Annotated in this window: 23 protein-coding genes; 15 read left to right on the plus strand and 8 right to left on the minus strand. The window is 66.0% G+C overall.

Features of this window, described 5'->3' with window-relative positions; translation table 11 throughout:
• Nucleotides 1–87 precede the first annotated feature (87 nt).
• Nucleotides 88–441 (plus strand): metallopeptidase family protein, encoded by a 354-nt coding sequence (locus tag CSQ99_RS29270; protein ID WP_176561283.1) that lies wholly within the window; start codon nucleotides 88–90, stop codon nucleotides 439–441.
• Nucleotides 442–500: 59 nt separating this feature from the next.
• The gene (locus tag CSQ99_RS29275; protein WP_099042483.1) at nucleotides 501–689 is read left to right on the plus strand and encodes a hypothetical protein; all 189 of its coding nucleotides are present in this window, start codon (nucleotides 501–503) and stop codon (nucleotides 687–689) included.
• 6 nt (nucleotides 690–695) lie between these two features.
• Here the strand turns inward: CSQ99_RS29275 and CSQ99_RS29280 are convergent, their stop codons facing one another.
• Both CSQ99_RS29280 and pheA read right to left on the minus strand, forming a co-directional pair.
• On the minus strand, nucleotides 696–1,382 hold the full coding sequence (locus CSQ99_RS29280) for a histidine phosphatase family protein (RefSeq protein WP_099042484.1): 687 nt from the start codon (nucleotides 1,380–1,382) through the stop codon (nucleotides 696–698).
• Complete coding sequence (pheA, locus tag CSQ99_RS29285; RefSeq protein ID WP_099042485.1) at nucleotides 1,379–2,251, minus strand: prephenate dehydratase; 873 nt, start codon at nucleotides 2,249–2,251, stop codon at nucleotides 1,379–1,381. The genes CSQ99_RS29280 and pheA overlap by 4 nt, the downstream gene beginning before the upstream one ends.
• A 111-nt stretch (nucleotides 2,252–2,362) precedes the next feature.
• Between pheA and CSQ99_RS29290 the strand changes: the two genes are divergently transcribed.
• The 4 genes from CSQ99_RS29290 (at nucleotide 2,363) to CSQ99_RS29310 (ending at nucleotide 5,841) form a co-directional block, all read left to right on the plus strand.
• Nucleotides 2,363–3,163, plus strand: a complete 801-nt coding sequence (locus CSQ99_RS29290) for a DUF2470 domain-containing protein (RefSeq protein ID WP_099042486.1) — start codon at nucleotides 2,363–2,365, stop codon at nucleotides 3,161–3,163.
• 28 nt (nucleotides 3,164–3,191) lie between these two features.
• Nucleotides 3,192–3,959 carry a CPBP family intramembrane glutamic endopeptidase gene (locus tag CSQ99_RS29295; RefSeq protein ID WP_099042487.1) on the plus strand — a complete coding sequence of 256 codons (768 nt, stop codon included), beginning with the start codon at nucleotides 3,192–3,194 and terminating at the stop codon, nucleotides 3,957–3,959.
• Nucleotides 3,960–3,984: 25 nt separating this feature from the next.
• Nucleotides 3,985–5,166 carry an LCP family protein gene (locus CSQ99_RS29305; protein WP_245909151.1) on the plus strand — a complete coding sequence of 394 codons (1,182 nt, stop codon included), beginning with the start codon at nucleotides 3,985–3,987 and terminating at the stop codon, nucleotides 5,164–5,166.
• A gap of 129 nt (nucleotides 5,167–5,295) precedes the next feature.
• Nucleotides 5,296–5,841: a ferritin gene (locus CSQ99_RS29310; protein ID WP_099042503.1), complete on the plus strand. Its 546-nt coding sequence runs from the start codon at nucleotides 5,296–5,298 to the stop codon at nucleotides 5,839–5,841.
• On the opposite strand, the gene CSQ99_RS29315 is transcribed toward CSQ99_RS29310, so the two are convergent.
• Genes CSQ99_RS29315 through CSQ99_RS29325 form a run of 3 tightly spaced genes read right to left on the minus strand, consistent with a single transcriptional unit; the run spans nucleotide 5,838 to nucleotide 8,106 of the window.
• Nucleotides 5,838–6,662 (minus strand): glycerophosphodiester phosphodiesterase, encoded by an 825-nt coding sequence (locus CSQ99_RS29315; protein WP_099042489.1) that lies wholly within the window; start codon nucleotides 6,660–6,662, stop codon nucleotides 5,838–5,840. The two genes, CSQ99_RS29310 and CSQ99_RS29315, sit on opposite strands and share 4 nt — an antisense overlap.
• Before the next feature lie 6 nt (nucleotides 6,663–6,668).
• Nucleotides 6,669–7,730 carry a DUF4328 domain-containing protein gene (locus tag CSQ99_RS29320; RefSeq protein ID WP_099042490.1) on the minus strand — a complete coding sequence of 354 codons (1,062 nt, stop codon included), beginning with the start codon at nucleotides 7,728–7,730 and terminating at the stop codon, nucleotides 6,669–6,671.
• Nucleotides 7,731–7,764: 34 nt separating this feature from the next.
• On the minus strand, nucleotides 7,765–8,106 hold the full coding sequence (locus CSQ99_RS29325; protein WP_099042491.1) for a rhodanese-like domain-containing protein: 342 nt from the start codon (nucleotides 8,104–8,106) through the stop codon (nucleotides 7,765–7,767).
• Between the two features lie 393 nt (nucleotides 8,107–8,499).
• Here CSQ99_RS29325 and CSQ99_RS31105 point away from each other — a divergent pair, with 393 nt between their 5' ends.
• Entirely contained in the window at nucleotides 8,500–8,661 is a 162-nt protein-coding gene (locus CSQ99_RS31105) for a hypothetical protein (protein WP_176561284.1), read from the plus strand.
• Between the two features lie 67 nt (nucleotides 8,662–8,728).
• On the opposite strand, the gene sodN is transcribed toward CSQ99_RS31105, so the two are convergent.
• On the minus strand, nucleotides 8,729–9,151 hold the full coding sequence (gene sodN / locus CSQ99_RS29335; RefSeq protein WP_099042493.1) for a superoxide dismutase, Ni: 423 nt from the start codon (nucleotides 9,149–9,151) through the stop codon (nucleotides 8,729–8,731).
• Nucleotides 9,152–9,236: 85 nt separating this feature from the next.
• On the opposite strand from sodN, the gene CSQ99_RS29340 reads away from it, so the two are divergent.
• The 4 genes from CSQ99_RS29340 to CSQ99_RS29355 all read left to right on the plus strand — a co-directional run bounded on the left by CSQ99_RS29340 (nucleotide 9,237) and on the right by CSQ99_RS29355 (nucleotide 11,928).
• Nucleotides 9,237–9,518 carry a S26 family signal peptidase gene (locus CSQ99_RS29340; protein ID WP_245909154.1) on the plus strand — a complete coding sequence of 94 codons (282 nt, stop codon included), beginning with the start codon at nucleotides 9,237–9,239 and terminating at the stop codon, nucleotides 9,516–9,518.
• A gap of 99 nt (nucleotides 9,519–9,617) precedes the next feature.
• The gene (locus CSQ99_RS29345; RefSeq protein ID WP_099042494.1) at nucleotides 9,618–10,151 is read left to right on the plus strand and encodes a peptidase; all 534 of its coding nucleotides are present in this window, start codon (nucleotides 9,618–9,620) and stop codon (nucleotides 10,149–10,151) included.
• A gap of 237 nt (nucleotides 10,152–10,388) precedes the next feature.
• Nucleotides 10,389–11,081 carry a TMEM165/GDT1 family protein gene (locus tag CSQ99_RS29350; RefSeq protein WP_099042505.1) on the plus strand — a complete coding sequence of 231 codons (693 nt, stop codon included), beginning with the start codon at nucleotides 10,389–10,391 and terminating at the stop codon, nucleotides 11,079–11,081.
• Between the two features lie 448 nt (nucleotides 11,082–11,529).
• Entirely contained in the window at nucleotides 11,530–11,928 is a 399-nt protein-coding gene (locus tag CSQ99_RS29355) for a transcriptional regulator (protein ID WP_099042495.1), read from the plus strand.
• A gap of 70 nt (nucleotides 11,929–11,998) precedes the next feature.
• Here CSQ99_RS29355 and CSQ99_RS29360 read toward each other — a convergent pair whose 3' ends face one another.
• Complete coding sequence (locus CSQ99_RS29360) at nucleotides 11,999–13,177, minus strand: hypothetical protein (RefSeq protein WP_099042496.1); 1,179 nt, start codon at nucleotides 13,175–13,177, stop codon at nucleotides 11,999–12,001.
• Nucleotides 13,174–13,665: an ImmA/IrrE family metallo-endopeptidase gene (locus tag CSQ99_RS29365; RefSeq protein WP_099042497.1), complete on the minus strand. Its 492-nt coding sequence runs from the start codon at nucleotides 13,663–13,665 to the stop codon at nucleotides 13,174–13,176. The genes CSQ99_RS29360 and CSQ99_RS29365 overlap by 4 nt, the downstream gene beginning before the upstream one ends.
• Before the next feature lie 322 nt (nucleotides 13,666–13,987).
• Between CSQ99_RS29365 and CSQ99_RS29370 the strand changes: the two genes are divergently transcribed.
• From CSQ99_RS29370 to CSQ99_RS29385, 4 genes are all read left to right on the plus strand, one after another.
• Nucleotides 13,988–14,641, plus strand: coding sequence for a DUF6474 family protein (locus CSQ99_RS29370; RefSeq protein WP_099042498.1), 654 nt, complete (start codon nucleotides 13,988–13,990; stop codon nucleotides 14,639–14,641).
• A 1-nt stretch (nucleotide 14,642) separates the two neighbouring features.
• On the plus strand, nucleotides 14,643–15,167 hold the full coding sequence (locus CSQ99_RS29375; protein ID WP_099042499.1) for a hypothetical protein: 525 nt from the start codon (nucleotides 14,643–14,645) through the stop codon (nucleotides 15,165–15,167).
• 100 nt (nucleotides 15,168–15,267) lie between these two features.
• A complete protein-coding gene (locus CSQ99_RS29380; RefSeq protein ID WP_099042500.1) occupies nucleotides 15,268–15,801 on the plus strand; it encodes a copper resistance CopC family protein in 534 nt (177 codons plus the stop codon).
• On the plus strand, nucleotides 15,777–16,721 hold the full coding sequence (locus CSQ99_RS29385; protein WP_099042501.1) for a copper resistance D family protein: 945 nt from the start codon (nucleotides 15,777–15,779) through the stop codon (nucleotides 16,719–16,721). The genes CSQ99_RS29380 and CSQ99_RS29385 overlap by 25 nt, the downstream gene beginning before the upstream one ends.
• Nucleotides 16,722–16,917: the final 196 nt, after the last annotated feature.

A 16,917-nucleotide genomic window follows, 5' to 3' on the forward strand; every position in this document is an offset into this window, starting at 1 on the left:
TTCGGAGATGTGTATAAAGGACAGCTCCCCCCCCGCCCGCACCGGCGCCACTACCGCCACCGCCACCGCCGCCGGGGCCGTAACCGCGTGGCCGTGCGGATGAGCCCGCAACGGTTTGACGAGCTGGTCTCCGACGCACTTGACCTCATCCCGCAGGAGCTCGCGAAGGCGATCGACAATGTCGTCGTTCTGGTCGAGGATCGCAATGCCGACGAACCCGGCATCCTGGGGCTTTACGAGGGAATTGCCCTGACCGAGCGCGACGGGTGGTACGCAGCGGGATCGCTCCCGGACACCATCACGATCTATCGCGGGGCACTGCTCGACTCGTGCGACACCGAAGCCCAAGTCGTCGACGAGGTTGCCATCACGGTCATCCACGAGATCGCGCATCACTTCGGCATCGACGACGACCGGCTGCACGAACTCGGCTGGGGTTAGAGCCGCGACACGCCGCGCTTGTGGGGCACTTGTGCCGCCTCCCGCGAGAAACTGGGTCCATGAGCAGTCAGTGCCGCGACTGTGCGGCCGGAGTCGAGCACTGCCATGGCGCCGTCGTTCATCATGCGTTGGGCCGCAACGAATGCACCGAGGCCGACTGTCCGACACTCGACGCGGTGCATGCATTCAGCATCGACTGCGATGCCATCGGCTGCAACTGTGACGTCTTGATCGCACAGGCAATCTGAGTCGGGTCACCCCATCGGATCGGCGGACTGCAGCGCGTCCTGAACGGGGTCGACGTCAGGCTCGGGGTAGAACGGCGGTATCAGCGTCCCCCATTGCACGCAGCTCCACCGACCATCGGTGATCGGCGCGAGCACGACGGCCTCGGTGTTGCCCAGGTGGTGATCGAGGGCGAAGGTGCCATCGACACCGGCCAGCACAGCCGAAGCCAGCCGGATCGCAGCGCCATGGCTGACCATGACGATGTCGCCGGTGAATTCGTCGTCGTCGAGATAGCGCAGGCGGAGTTGGGTCACGACGGGCAGATACCGGTTCAGGACCTGACGGGCTGTCTCCCCGTCGGGCAGCGGCGCGTCGACGTGGCCCCGGTGCCAACGTTCGTAGGTGGAGTTGAACTCCTCGATCGCCGCATCGTCATGACGGTTCTCCAGCCGACCCACCTGAACCTCGTGGATCCCCTCCAGTTCATGGGTGACCACACCGAGTTCGTCGGCGATTTCGCGCGCCGTCTGCGTCGCCCGCACTGCCACCGAATGCGCGATGAGGCCGGGCTTGTCCGTGAGACCGCGGGCGAACGTGCGGGCTTGATCTCGACCGAGGTCGGTCAGCGCCGCGCCAGGCGGTCTGGTGTCGAGCCGACGCTCGACGTTGCCGTGCGACTGTCCGTGCCTGACCAGCACCAGCCGTCCACTCACTCGTTCCCCTCCCGTCGTTGTTGGGTACGCCCTGCCGATCCCATCGGCCATGAACCGAGATAGCGCACATCTGCACAACGTTCGACCAACGCTTTGAGTGCCTCGGCAACCGGCGGATCGTCGACATGCCCGACGCAGTCCACGAAAAAGATGTATGTGCCCAGTTCGGTTCGGGTGGGCCGTGATTCGATCCGGGTCAGGTGGATGTCGCGAGCCGCGAACTCCCCAAGGGCCGCGGCCAGCGCCCCCGGCACGTTGTCCAGTCGCAACACCACCGAGGTGCGATCGGCGTCGGTGCGCCGTGGCGGCGGACCGACCTGACCCGCGAGCACGAAACGGGTGCGCGCGTTGGGTTCGTCGACGACGCCGGCAGCCAGGACCGCCAGGCCGTGCCGCTGGGCGGCCAACGCGGTGGTGACGGCGGCATCGGCACGGCCGTTGGCGACGTCGACGGCCGCAGCGGCGTTGGAGTCCGCCGCCTGGAACTCGGCACCGGGAAGATTCTTCGCGACCCATCTCGCCACCTGGGCGCGCGCAACAGGAAACGCGGCGATCGAGACGGGTTCGGTCACGCCCGTTCGCGCCGCGATCGTGAAGGCGATGTCGAGGGTGTACTCGGCGAAGATCTGCAGCGGCGAACCGGTCGCCAGACTGTCCAATGTCGGCAGGACCGACCCTTCGATCGAATTCTCGATCGGCACGCAGGCGAAGGCCGCCTCCGAGGACCGCACCATTTCCAGCGCCGCAGACGGACTGACGGTTGGGAACCATTCGAAATCTGTCAGGGGAACCAGTTGCGCATCGACCATGCCGCGCAAGGCCGCCTCGGTGAAGGTCCCTTCGGGGCCGAGATAAGCGATACGGGTCACGGTTCAACCCTATCGGTTCACCACGGTAATCCCGTTCCGCTGCACGTAAGCCTTGCGTGATCGTCGGTCCAGTAGTTAAGTTAGGCTCACCTTATCTACTGGAGGCAGGCGATGACAGAGCTTTCGACCAAAGTCACACCGACGACGGCCGAGCGCATCCGCAGCGCATTCGCGCGAGCGGGCGGCGCCATGCTCGCCGTCGAAGGACTGGAGCCCGCCGACTCACCTGTGCACCACCTCCTCGACGACGGCTCGTTCGCCATCACCGTTCCGGTGGGCGGGGCCGTCGCTCAAATGGCGGCCTCGGCAGGTGCGGCAGGCGTCCAGGCGGTGCTGGAGATGACCGACTACGCGCCGCTGCCGCTGCGCGAGCCGGTGCGGTCTCTGGTGTGGATCCGCGGTCGGCTGCACGGGGTGCCCTCGGCCGAAATCCCGGCGCTGCTCGACTTGATCGCGGCCGAGGATCCGAATCCCGCTCTGCTACAGGTGAACTCGAGTACCAACGATGCCGACAGCGACACTCGTTACGCGCTGATGAGGCTGGAGATCGACTCAGTCGTTGCCGCCGATTCCACGGGTGCCGAATCGGTGGGGCTGAGCGCGCTGCTCGGTGCGCGTCCCGATCCGTTCTGTGCGATGGAGTCGTGCTGGTTACAACACATGGAGTCCGCGCACCGCGAGGTGGTCGACCGGTTGGCCAGCCGCCTTCCCGTCTCGCTGCGCCGTGGACGTGTTCGTCCGCTCGGCCTGGATCGCTATGGAGTGCAGCTTCGCATCGAAGGCGACGACGGTGACCACGATGTTCGGCTGCCTTTCCCGAAGCCGGTCGACGACATCAGCGGTCTGTCCCAGGCGATTCGCGTGCTGATGGGTTGCCCGTTTCTCAACGGCTTGCGCGCGCGCCGACTCTGAGGCGCAACCGGGCCGCTAGCCTGGCTCGGTGACCGGCGGCCCCGACGAACTGACGGACCCGCAGCGCCGCGGGCTGCGTATCGAGATCGCGGTCGTGCTGGCGGTCACCTTCGGGCTTTCGGCGTACACCGCTCTGCTGAACCTGATCGAGGCCGTCCTGCTCGGGCTGTCCGGTCAGGTCGTGGCACTCAATCCCCGCCGGTCACCGTTCGACCTGATCGACCTCGGACTCAACCTCGCCTGGATGTTCCAGTTGCTGGCGTGGGGCGCGCTGGGCCTATACCTGCTGTGGCGCAGCGGTTTTGGTCCCGCCCAAATCGGGTTGGGCCGCATCCAGTGGCGCCCCGACGTGCTCGGCGGACTCGGCCTGGCGTTGCTGATCGGTCTGCCCGGCCTGGCCTTCTATCTGTTCTCCCGAGTGCTGGGCATGAACGCATCCGTGGAACCCGCCGAGCTCAACGACACCTGGTGGCGCATTCCCGTGCTGCTGCTCGTCGCCTTCGCCAACGGATGGGCCGAGGAAGTCATCGTCGTCGGATTCCTGCTGACCCGGCTGCGCCAACTCCGCTTCAGCCCCGTCGCCGCGGTGATCTTGACCAGCCTCCTCCGCGGTCTGTACCACCTCTATCAGGGCTTCGGCGCCGGACTCGGCAACGTCGCGATGGGGCTGGTGTTCGGCTACGTGTACGTGCGCACCGGCCGGTTGTGGCCGCTGATCGTGGCACACGCCCTCATCGACGCGGTCGCGTTTGTCGGATACGCGTTGGCGGCAGGGCACCTGAACTGGCTGCAATAGGACCCGGCCGACGTACATTCTTGCTGTGGACGACAACCGGCCCCAGCCCCCGGGTTTCGACCCCAGGCACCGCCGGGAGCCGTCGCAGGTGATCCGGCGCGATCCCAACTACCGACCGCCTCGCAGACCTCCGCCGCCGAACCCACCGAACCCGCCGCCACCTCCTCCACATAGACCGCCACCACCGCCGCGCAGACCGCCGCCGCCGCAGGCCCGGCCACCCGCCCCGCCGAAGCCGAAAAAGCCTCGGCGCAAACGGCGTTGGGGCGGCATGCTGCTAGCGCTGGTGTTCTTCGTCGTAGTCGCAGTGGTGGCAGGTGGTCTGTGGATGGATACCTCGCTGCGCCGAATCCCGGCATTGGCCGACTACCCGGAGCGTCCGGTAGCGGGCAAGGGTACGACCTGGCTGCTCGTCGGGTCAGACAGCCGCCAGGCGTTGACGCCCGAACAGCAGGCGGAACTGGCCACCGGTGGCGATCTCGGTACCGGCCGCACCGACACGATTCTGCTGGTCCACATCCCCGGGCTCGGTTCGAGCACGCCGACGACGATGGTTTCGATCCCACGGGACTCCTATGTCGAGATTCCCGGCTACGGCAGCGACAAGATCAACGCGGCATTCGTCGAAGGTGGCGCCCCGCTGCTGGCACAGACCGTCGAGCAGGCGACGGGTATTCGCATGGATCACTACGCAGAGATCGGTTTCGACGGATTCGCAGTGCTGGTCGACGCCGTTGGCGGGGTGACCATGTGCCCCACCGAACCGATCGACGATCCGCTCGCGGGTATCAACCTGCCTGCGGGTTGTCAGAAGCTCGACGGCCGCAGCGCGCTCGGGTACGTGCGCACCCGTGCCACTCCGCGCGCCGATCTGGACCGGATGGTCAATCAGCGCGCCTTCATGTCCGCCTTGCTCCACCGCGCCGCAAGTCCGGCCGTGTGGCTCAACCCGCTGCGCTGGTATCCGATGGCGCACGCCGCGTCAGGCGCCGTCACCGTCGGCGAGCACGACCACATCTGGGACTTGGTGCGGCTCGCTTGGGCGCTGCGCGGGGACGTCACAACCACGACGGTGCCCATTGGTGAATACACCGGCAGCGATTCGGGGTCCGTCGTCATATGGAACGACGAGGTCGCCGATCAATTGTTCGCCGCGCTGAAGTCCGACGCTCCGTTACCACAGGACGTCATCGACGCCCAGCCGTGACATGCTCAGCAAATTAATATCTTCGAATGTAAGCGCCGTCACATTCGCCCACCTTACTTAGGCGATGCTCGCCTGCGTTAGGTTCGCCTTCGATGACAACCAGCCCTGACCAGCTATATCATGCGTAACATGACGACTACCGATGCGCACGAGACCAAGTTCAACACGCTTCTGCAGGAGCAGATCCGTAGTGAATTCGGCGCGGCGCAGCAATACGTCGCAATCGCCGTTTATTTCGACTCCGATGATTTACCGCAATTGGCCAAGCACTTCTACTCCCAGGCGGTCGAAGAACGCAATCACGCGATGATGCTCGTGCAATATCTGCTCGACCGCGGCCTGCACGTCGAAATTCCGGGAGTGGACGCGGTGTGCAACACGTTCGGCTCGCCGCGGGACGCCCTCGCGATGGCGCTCGAGCAGGAGCGCACGGTGACCGAGCAGGTCACTCGGTTGACCGGCGTCGCGCGGGATGAGGGTGACTACCTCGGCGAGCAGTTCATGCAGTGGTTCCTCGCCGAACAGGTCGAAGAGGTCGCGCGAATGACGACGTTGGTGCGTATCGCCGAGCGCGCCGGCGACAACCTGTTCAACCTGGAGGACTTCGTCGCACGCGAAATGGCCGCAGCAGCAACGGACCCGTCCGCGCCCAAGGCCGCGGGCGGCACCCTCTAGTCGCTCGGCACCTCGGTCAACCCGTTCTGCAGCCAGCCCTTGGTGCGGCCAGGGTGGTTGGTCGCCACCCAGGCGACGCCGACATCTCGGCAGTAGCGGACGTCCTCGTAATGGTCGACGGTCCAGCAGTACAGGGCTCGGCCCTGCGCGGCGGCTCGATCCACCAGTTCGGGATGCTCACGCAATGTCGAGATCGACGGACCGACCGCGGTGGCGCCGACCGTCGTTGCGGCGCTACCGCCGAGAAAGCGTGAGGTCTCGCCGAGCAACACGGTCGGCAGCATGGGCGCTGCACGTCGGATCCGCCATACCGCGGCAGCCGAGAACGACATGACTACCGCGCGCGACAGATCGGCCGACGCGGGCGACGCCACCCCGTAGCGGTGCAGTAGAGCGAGCACCTTGCTTTCGACCAGAGCGCCGTAGCGCACGGGATGCTTGGTTTCGATGAAGATCTTCACCGGACGGTTCCAGTCCAGGACCAGCTTGACGAGATCATCAAGGGTGAGCAGCCCCGTTTCACCGGATGCGCCGTCGGACCGCCAGCTGGGATGCCAAGTGCCGTAATCTAATTCGCGCAGCTGAGACAATGTCAACTCGCTGACCAGTCCGCTCCCGTTCGACGTCCGGTCCACCTTGCGGTCATGGACGCAGACCAAATGACCGTCGCGGGTCAGCCGCACATCGCATTCGACTCCATCGGCGCCCTCCTGTAGTGCCAATTCATAGGCAGCCAGGGTGTGCTCGGGACGCTCACCGGACGCACCGCGGTGCGCCACGACGAACGGATGGCCGGCGAGCCCGCTGTCGCCCGAGTTCATAGGCACCTATGCTGCCGGGTTTTGGCCTTCGGCCTCAACCGAAGCGGCATTCTCCAGTTCAGGGTCGGGTCGCGCCTCGGCATTTACCGGCGCGTCTGGCACGATGACCCAGCGCTTTGTCGGTTTCTCGACAGGCTGGCGTTCGAAGCCGTCGAAGACCTTCATCACCAGCAGCAAGGCGGCCAGTGCCAACAGATAGGCCACGGTGGTCATCACGGTGTTGTCGGCGATGGCCTGAGCCTCGGTGGCGAAGCTCGTCGCGATCGAGAACACCGAAACCACCGTGCTGGCGACCCACACCAGCCACCACACCACGATCGGCCTGCGGAGCCAGGTGAACCGCTCCTCGACACCCGCCAGTTCGATGATGAACACCGGCGCCCACGCCAGATTGACGATGGGCACCAGACAGCCCGCCCGAAGCGCCCACAGCGGCCGCGGGTCCGGCTGCCCCCGGTAGGCATATGCCGCCGCCCGACGGCCGATGAGCCAGTTTGTGAGTACGACCGCGCTGGCGACGACGGTGAAGATCGCGAGAACGCTGGCGCCGACACCGAGCCACGTGGCGCCACCGGCCACCCACGGGTTCAGCAGGGTGCCACGGTTGATGATGAGGAGCCCATAGCGCACGAGGTGCAGGAATGCCGCAATGCCGAACACCGCCATCGTCGCGACCAGCGTGGCTCGCACCATCCGTGCCGAGGGACCGGACCGTGTCTGCACCTGCTCCTGATCGGTCTGTTCGAAGTTGTCGACGAGTCCCCACCGTGGGATGAATGCGTATCGGGGCGTCGGACCGAGGGGACGTCGGCCTGGCCGCGGTGGCGGGGCGGCGCCCGGTCGCACGGCGATCCAGCGATACCCCGGAGGCAGTCTGGGTGGGTTACGTCCAGCACTGCCGGACAGCCGAGCGGACGGCGACGTACCCAGTCCTGCCGCCGGCCTCCACGGCGTGGCCGGATCGGAGCCCGAGGGCGCCAGCAGCGTGCCGTTGCAGCGCGGGCACCAGTCCCTCCTGCGGTCACGTACGTTCCACCGCGTTCCGCACGTGGAACACACCTGAATCATCCGACCAGCCTAGCTAGGGTTGGTCTGAGGCTGCTCAGATGACGCCGACTCCGCCGTCGTCCGTCACCACCGGGCGACCCGAGCCCGCCCAAGCCAACATTCCGCCGCTGACGTTGACCGGCGTGTAGCCGTTCTGCGCCAGATATTGGGACACCCGCTGCGATCGGCCGCCGACCTGGCACACCACGTACAGCGTGGCCGCGGGATCGATCTCTCCGAGGCGGGCCGGTATCTGTCCCATCGGGATGTGCAGGGCACCCGGCGCATGCCCGCGCTGCCACTCGTCGTCCTCGCGGACGTCGAGCAAGACGACCGATCCATCGAAGGTCGGCGGAACGGTGGCGATATCGGCCTGGGGGACCGCGTCGGAGTCCATTCGTTCATGCTGACACACCGCCACGCATCCACCCGGGGTCAGCAATCCTGAGCTATCCACAGTTTCCACAGGTTCATCCACAGGCCAGCCATCGGCGCAAAGCAAGCCTGAGCCGCTGAATCTGTGTAATCACTCAAGATCACTGTGGATAACCTGAGGCCGGAATGGCACGGCAATCAACAACCGAAACGAGCCTGAGCGAAATATGTCGCTAGGCTAATCATCCGCTTTTGAACGGCTGTTGGCACGGTTGTACCCGTGCTCCGAACCGTTAAACGCATCTGCGTCCCGATTTCTTCCGCCGAACACGAGGGGTTATGATCGGCGTCACAACTCGACGTTGTGACCGATCTCACTGGGGAGGGTACCGATCGTGCAGGTCAGGAGCTGTTAATGGCGTCGTCGCATCCATTGGGGCCGGGGTCCGCGGTGCCGCCGTCTGAGTGGCATTCCTCTGCGAACATCTACACCCGCGGCCAGTTGATGGCCTGTATGCGCGCCGGTGTCATCGCCCTGGTGTTGATGGGCGTCCTCGCCCTGATCGTTCTGTACTGACGCCGATCCTGCACACGAAAACGGGCCCGCTCGCGCTCAGCAGGCCCGTTCTCGTTTCGCGATCCGCTTAGGCGGGCGGGTAGACGCCCATACCCTTGGCCTTCTCGGTCTGCCAGAAGATGTCGCTGATCTCATCGATCGTCTTGAGCAGCTTCTCGGCCACGGCGACGTCCGTCGACTTCTTCACATCGCCGGCCCCGTGCACACCGTCCCAGAACAGCTGGTGCAGATTCGGGAACTGCTCGAAGTGGTCCTTGGTGAAGAAGTCGGCCCACAGCACCATCAGGTGATGCTTGACCTCCTCGGCGCGCTGCTCCTTGATGATGATCGCGCGGGTGCGGAAGTGCTCATCGTCTGAGTCGTGGAACTTCTGCAGAGTCTTGAGGCACGAAAGTGCCTCGATCTTGGCCTGGGCCGGATCGTAGACACCGCAGTACAGGTCGCAATGGGCGTGGGCAGGGGTGGCGTTGTTTAGAAGTCGATGCAGCATGGCCCTAACTTACCCTTCGAGGGTGGCGCCCAACCATCCTCCACCGCTTTGGCCACTGCGTTTGTTCAAGGTGGTCGAAGACTCGATGCGCCCGACTCTGAGCCCGGGCGACGGACTACTCGGTCTGCGCGGCGGCGCCCCGCGAACCGGCCAGTTGCGGTTGTTCCGTGACCCGCGACGATCCACGCGCTGGCTCGTCAAGCGCGTCGGTGAGGTGTACGGGACAGGCTCGAGTGCGATCTTCGAAGCCCGGTCCGACAATCCGAAGGCGCCCGGAGCCGCCGATTCCCATGAATTCGGCTGGGTTCCGGCGGCCGGTACCTATCGCGTCATATGGACGATCCGGGCCCCGCGCCGGGCCGGGTGATGCGTGTCCGCTTGCGCACCGGAGCAAACCTGCGCATTCTGATCTGATCGACCCACAGTCGTGTCGGGCTTTACCGAACAACGATGGTGCGGAGGCGAGATGGAGATGGGGTCCGGTCGGGCGATCGAGATCGCCCCGTTTCATTCGCACGGATCGCTAAAGGGTTTCGTGATATCGGGTCGCTGGCCGGATTCCACCAAGGAGTGGGCACAGCTGTTGATGGTCGCGGTGCGCGTGGCATCGCTTCCTGGATTGCTTTCGACCACAACAATTTTCGGTGCTCGTGAAGAGCTGCCCGATGAGCCCGAACCCAATACCGTCGGCCTCGTCGTCGCCGAGGGTACGGTGGTCGGCGAATCGGCGGTTCCGCCAGGATATTTCGCGCAGCATCAGCCGCCGGCCCTGTTGATGCTGCACCCACCGTCGGAGACCATGCCGTCGTTGCCGGAGTGCTCGGGCGCAGCCTCGGGGTGCGTGCTGCTGCCCGGCCTGCCGCATCTGGGCCTTGAACACCGCGCCGCATGGGTGGAAGCGGAGGCGGACGGCACCGTGACGTCGATGGTTAGCAGGGTGGGTGTCGATCCGATCAGCCATCCCGACACCGCAATACTGGCCATGCTCCTTGCGGCGTAAGGGTTTTCGAAGCCATCGATTCGTCGTCCTGAACGCTCGATTCGGGCACCCGAAATCGTTGTACGAACTGGCGGGTCGTCACATCAGCCGCTAGTGTCGGTGTCGTTAGCGAAGGGGAGTAGCCCCCAATCGCCGTGTCGACATACTGGCGCACAGCCCGGCCGGCGAACCGAACCTCCTCATTGAGGGTCGGTGGGCGAGACCTTCGACCGAAATTTGGTCGAAAGGTCGTTTCCCATGCTCACCGCCATTCTGATAAGTCTCGCCGTCGTATTCGTGGCTGAACTGGGCGACAAGTCGCAGCTGATCACCATGACGTACGCACTCCGGCATCGATGGTGGGTCGTGCTGTCCGGCGTCGCGGTCGCCGCAACCCTGGTGCACGGACTGTCGGTCGCCATCGGCCACTTCCTCGGCCTGTCCATCCCCGAACGACCGATCGCCTTCGCCGGCGCCGTCGCGTTCCTGTTGTTCGCGGTCTGGACGTGGCGCGAGGGCCGCGTCAGCGATGACGGCGAGGTCCAGGTCTCCGAGCCCCGCTTCGTCGTCTTCGCGATCGTGTCTTCGTTCGTCCTCGCCGAACTCGGCGACAAGACGATGCTGGCCACAGTCACACTCGCCAGTGACCACAACTGGGCGGGCGTTTGGATCGGGGCCACCGTGGGGATGGTGCTGGCCGACGGCGTCGCCATCGCCGCGGGTGCCCTCCTGCACAAGCGGTTGCCGGCCGGGTTCCTGCACAGCCTGGCGAGCGTGCTGTTCCTGGTGTTCGGTCTTTGGCTGCTGTTCGACAGCGCGCTCGGCCTGCGCTGGGTCGCATTGAGCGTCACCGGTTCGGTTCTGGTCGGGGTCGGCACCGCTGCGCTGGTTCGATTCGTCCGGGCGCGGAAAGCGGCCCCGACCACACCGGCATCGTTGCGCTCCCCGTAGCGACTCCCGCAACCTGCTGGGCCATTGACGACGGGTGAAACAACCCCCAGCGCGAGGCCGTCTCGCTAACACCCGCCCGATGACACTGTGCGACGAGACGACTTTGCGCTCGGCCAATTTGCATTCAAAACAGCAAATCTTCCATCCGGCCAACGGCGGTGGTTATGGACGTTGCCGGTGGTGAGAATTGGGATTACTGTGGCAATCGGGGCCAGCGCCCTGGCGAGGCATCTCGGACTACGTCCATCTTATTTGCCCGACCGCACCATATGACCGCCGTCTTTGCGTAGTCTGACGGTGCCGTCAATAGTGGGGGGAGCCCTCGATTGCGAAAGGTGGGTTAACTTATACCCAGTTTGCACTTGGGTTTGGGCACAACTCTCGCTAGGATGATCAGCAAATACGCCGCCAAGAGTCCGCTCGTCTACGCATGTGGAGGTCAATACCGATGAGCAAGACGTTCGCCGCCCGGTTAAACAGACTGTTCGACACGGTCTACCCGCCCGGTCGCGGCCCACACACTTCCGCTGAGGTGATCGCTGCACTCAAGTCCGAGGGCGTGACCATGTCCGCTCCGTACCTGTCGCAGCTCCGCTCCGGCAACCGCACCAACCCGTCTGCAACCACCATGGCTGCCCTTGCCAACTTCTTCCGTATCAAGCCGGCGTACTTCACCGACGATGAGTACTACGAGAAGCTCGACAAGGAACTGACCTGGCTCGCGAGTATGCGTGACGAGGGCGTCCGCCGCATTGCGGCGCGCACCGTCGGGCTGTCTGTCGAGGCCCAGCAGGACATCGTCCAAAAGGTCGATGAGCTGCGTCGCCAGGAGCATTTGGACGATTAGCCTGCCGTAAGTCGCATTATGGCAGCGGGCGAAGTCGTTACGTCTTCTGTCCGGGTCTTCGAACCCCGGTTCAGGCCTTCACGCCAACCGAACGCATCAGCGTTCGGTACTGCGTCGCTATCTCGAGGATCCACTCACGGTCCGAGTAGACGCTGGGCTGGCGCAACCACCTCAGGCCGGGAAACTTCGGGCGCTCACCCTCCGGCGCCCCCTCTCGATCGGCGTGTATCCACTCTGCGATAACACGCGCTTGCTCCTCGGGCGGCACCGGCGGCGGCTCGATATCGGCGTCATCCTCATCGGTATCGATCTCGTCGTCGACGGCGTCGTCGTCACGGTCCGCCAGCGCGCCGGACGTGCCGACCCGCTTCCTGGAGTTGTCCGCAGTGGTGGCTTCCAGGAACAGTGCGTCCGAGATCAACGACATCCGCTCGGCAACCCGGAAAGCCAGCGGTCCCCGGGGACGCACTCCGATACCGACGTCGGGATGGCGGCGGCCGAGTTCGTCGAGCAGTGGCTGGATGGCCCGAAGCTCTCGGCGCGCACCGAACCAGTCCTCGACGCTGGGCAACAGCGAGCCCGCGGCGACCACCAGCATCGCGCAGCCGAGCAGTGTGGCCGCGGCGCCGACCCCTACCGGTCCGGTCTCCCCGACCGCCCGCAGGAAAAAGAACCCCGATGCGAGGACGATCAGCACAATGCCGATCGTGAACACGAACAACGCGCGGCCACGGCGGCTGCGGTTCGAGTGCCGCAATCCGGCCCAGGACACCAGCGTCAGCGCCAGCAGCACGTACAGCAGCGGCAGCAGCCAGGGCAGTGAATTGCCGCCGGAGGCAAGATTGCGGCGCAAGTACTCCTCGGGCGCCATTTCCGGCTGCTGTCCTGCCGAGAAGAACGCCGCCAGGCTCACCACGGCGATGACGCCCGCAACGCTGTATTGAGCTATCGCGATCTTGCGTATGGTGGCGGGCTTACGCCCGGATGCGACCGTCGTGATCATCACGCAGCTGCCCGCCGCGCACGCGACCAGCGCGACCTGCGATAGACCCATCGAGACGTTGGGCCAACGCAGCACCGTGTCGATGAGAAGCGTGAGGGGTTGCCAGTTGAGTGCGGCGACCAACCCGAGGCTGCCGAGCGCGAGGATCATCGCGGTGCTCACCAGAGATTGCTTGTTGACCAGCGCCCATCCGATACGTAAACCGGTGGCCAGTCCAAGCAGACCGGCGATCACCCAGATGATCAACCAAACGCCTCTCCGAGCCGGACCTGGACGATGGAGGCGCGATCGGAGGGCAGCCGGCCCAACCGATACAGCAGCAGTGCCGCGAAATCCTCGGCTTCCTGTTCTGCATCCTCACCGTTGGGTCCCATGCAGCCGGTCCGCTGGTTCAGCATGTAGCCGATCAAATCGGAGCTGGCCATCTCGGTGTTCTCGAGGGCGGCCTCAACGACCGGCATGCCTTCGTGCCCGAGGACCAAGTGGCCGAGTTCGTGCGCAAGGGTGCGGTCCCAGGCCGGCAGGCCTTTCTGGATCAAGAACACATCGCGATCGGCGTATTGACGCCACTGCCCGCACACACCAGGCGGAAGATCGGCCGTCTTCAGCTGGATCGGACGTCCCCTGTCCATGCTGACCGCGTCCACGAGCCGGGTGAGCGATACTTCCCCCCGACGCGGAGCGAGGTCCAAGACCGCACCCACGGCGCGAGTGACGCTGCGGCTGGCTGGCATACTTCCCCCTTTCGTCGAGTCCACTATGCGCTGTTTGGACCGATGAGGCAGCAGTTCCTATTCAGTTCATTTGACAAATCTTGCAGCTCCGCCGGTGCGTACCGCATGGTCGGCCTTTGCCTGGCGATACCCGTCGCAGCCGCAAAATTCACTTCCTGCCGCTTCTGGCGCAAGGGGCTTCATCGATTTGCTGGCGACCATTGCGGCCTCGCGGTGGGACAGGCCCGCAGTGTGGGCGCACCGGACGATAGTGTTGTGCTGCATCTACAACGCGCGCCGCGATGACGTCGCAAGCCCAAGAGACGATCGGGAGACAGCTGGGATGAGCCTGTTCAAGCGCAAAACCCGCGCCACCCGAAAGGCCGAGGCCCGCGCCATCAAGGCGAAGGCCAAGCTCGAGGCCAAACTGGCGGCGAAGAACGACGCTCGTCGTATCAAGGCCGACCACAGAGCCGAGACCAACGCGCTCAAGGCGCAGCTGCGGGCTCAGCGCGACACCGACCGCGCCGCGCTCAAGGTCGCAGACCTGCAGTTGAAGGCCGCACGCGAAGGTAAACTGTTCTCCCCCACCAGGATTCGGCGTGTCCTCACCATCACGCGACTTCTCGCACCCGTCGTCGTGCCCCTGGTGTACCGCGCCTCGATCGCCGCCCGCGGATTCGTCGACGAGCGGCGGGCAGACCGATTGGGTGTTCCGCTGAGCCAGCTCGGTCAGTTCTCCGGCCATGGCGCTGAGCTGTCGGCACGAATCGCGGGTGCCGAGCAGTCGCTGCGTCTGGTCGCCGAGAAGAAGCCCAAAGACGCCGAGACGAAACAGTTCGTGGCGGCGATCACCGATCGTCTCAGCGATTTGTCGGCCGCTGTCGCCGCCGCCGAGAACATGCCGCTCGCGCAGCGCCGATCCGCCCACGCCGCTATCGCCAAACAGCTGGACGGCATCGACGCCGACTTGATGGCCCGCCTCGGCCTCGTCTGAGATGCCCGTTTCGGCGTCCGCTGATCGCGTCCGCGGCGTGGCGACGGGGCTGCTGACTGCCGCCCTCGCAGTGGCGGCACACGGGGCGGGCGGCGGAGCGATACCCAACGGTGCGGTGACGTCGTTGCTTGCCGTTCTCGCTGCCACCGCAGGTGCATTGGCCACCACCATCCCGCAGACGGGAACACCACGGTGCCTATTGGGCCTGCTCGCTGCCAGCCAGCTGCTCGGTCACCTGTTACTCAGCACCGCCGACCACCACCACGTCGGTTCGGCTGCCCCGCCCGCGGCCGCGATGCTTGCCACCCACCTGCTGGCGATCGTCGCCGGCGCAATTCTGATCGGCGTTGGCGAGCGGCTGTGGCGGGCGCTGTCGGTTGCCGTGCGCGGGGTTGTCCGCATCGGCTACGCGGTGGCGGCGCGGCCCATGACTGTCGCGCGCCGAGCCGATCAGCCGCTGCGCTCTGCACTGATGCTTGCTGCTTCGGTGTCGCATCGAGGGCCGCCGGTCAGCCTCGCCCGCTGACCGACATCCCAACGACACAAGAAAGCCAACGAATGAGATCCACAACCACGGTGCCTTCACGCGTCCCGCTCGCCGTCGCCCTGCTGTCCCGGCGGGGATCATGAAACACCCTGTCGCTGTTGCAGTTCTGATGTTCGGGCTCGCAGTGGCCACACTCGGCAATGCGGGTCCCGCGGCGGCACACGCCGCCCGCATCTCCACCGACCCCGCCGAGAACGCCTCGCTGACCACCGCCCCGCCGAAGGTCAGCGCGACCTTCAACGAGGAAATGCAACCCGAGTTCGCGGCGATGACCGTGATCGGGCCCGACGGCAACATGTGGTCCACCGGCGAGCCTGAGGTCAACGGTGCCGTCATCAGCGTCGGGGTGCGTCCCCTCGGCCCGGCAGGCACCTACACCGTGAATTACCGGGCGACATCTGCCGACGGCCACGTCGTGTCCGGGTCGTGGCCGTTCCAGCTGACGAAGGCGGGGACCGGCGCGTCCGCACCCCCGGCCGCCGCCCCGGCGCCCGCCGCGGATGCGTCGCGAAACTCCGAGGACGTCGACGCCAGTCCGGTGTGGCCCATCTACGTCGGTGCCGTGCTGATCGTCGGCGCCGGTGCCTTTTGGGCGGCGCGGCGCCGGCGGTGAAGCGTCCTGCGGCGCTGGCAGGCGGAACGCTGGTGCTGGCGGCGGCGGCGGTCGTTGCGTGGGCGCTGGCGTACCCGCAGGGTTCACTGCCCGTGACGCTGGTGCGGGCGGTCGCCGACTGTGCGGCGGTCGTCTGTCTCGGGCTCGCGGCCGTGCCGATGCTCGACGACGAGCGGTACCGCCGCGAACTCATCGGACGCGCCACCGCGCCGTTGTCCATCGCAGGCGCCGTCTGGCTGGTGGCCGAGCTGGGCCGGTTGATCGTGGCGGCCGCGCAAGCCGCCGCGGTTCCGATCTGGCGGCTGGGCCTACCGACGACTGTCGATTTCGCGGTGGACACTGCGGCGGGGCGCGCAGGCACGCTCGGCATCGTGGCGGCTGCGGCCCTCGGCGTGGCCACGCTCGTCGCGCCGCGAACGGCGTCGATGAACCTCGTGGTCGCGGGTCTCGCCGCGGTAGGCCTGACGTCCCGACTGATCACGGGTCACTTCTTCGAAAGCGCGCTCGGGGGTCTGGCGCTAGCCATTCACACCCTGGCCGCGGCCCTGTGGTGTGGCGCGCTGGCGGGCCTGGTACTCACCGTCGAGCATCGCGGTCAGTGGGCCCGGGTGCTGCCGCGGTTCTCGCAGTTGTCGCTGTGGTGTGTGCTGGCGCTGCTGCTCGGCGGGACTGCCGCGGCGCTTGAACGGCTCGGATCGCTTGGGGAGTTGTACGCCACCGGCTACGGCCGGCTGCTGGCCGCGAAGATCGCGGTGGCGGCGGTGCTGGTGCTGTTGGGCTGGCGAAACCGCACGATCTGGCTCCCGGCGGCGCGGGCCCACCGAACCGCCGCCGTGGTGTCGCGATCCCGGTCGCTCGTCGAATTGGCGGTGATGGCGGTAGCGCTGGCATTCGCGGCCGGACTGGCCGCCACCGGCTAACGCCATAGCCGACCTGGCATGATGGGGACGATTGCCGGTTGACCACGCTCACGCCGGACATGCGCAGACCACACTGCAAAGGAGCAGCCGATGGCAGACCAGCAGGATCTACCAGACCAAGATCCGCGGTCAACGCCGCCGCCCGCGTCGCCCCCTTCCCCGCCGGGCGCGAACTCGGTGCCGCCCGCCGCCGAGC

It is taken from the genome of Mycobacterium neglectum (genome assembly GCF_002591975.1).
Classification (GTDB): Bacteria; Actinomycetota; Actinomycetes; order Mycobacteriales; family Mycobacteriaceae; genus Mycobacterium; species Mycobacterium neglectum.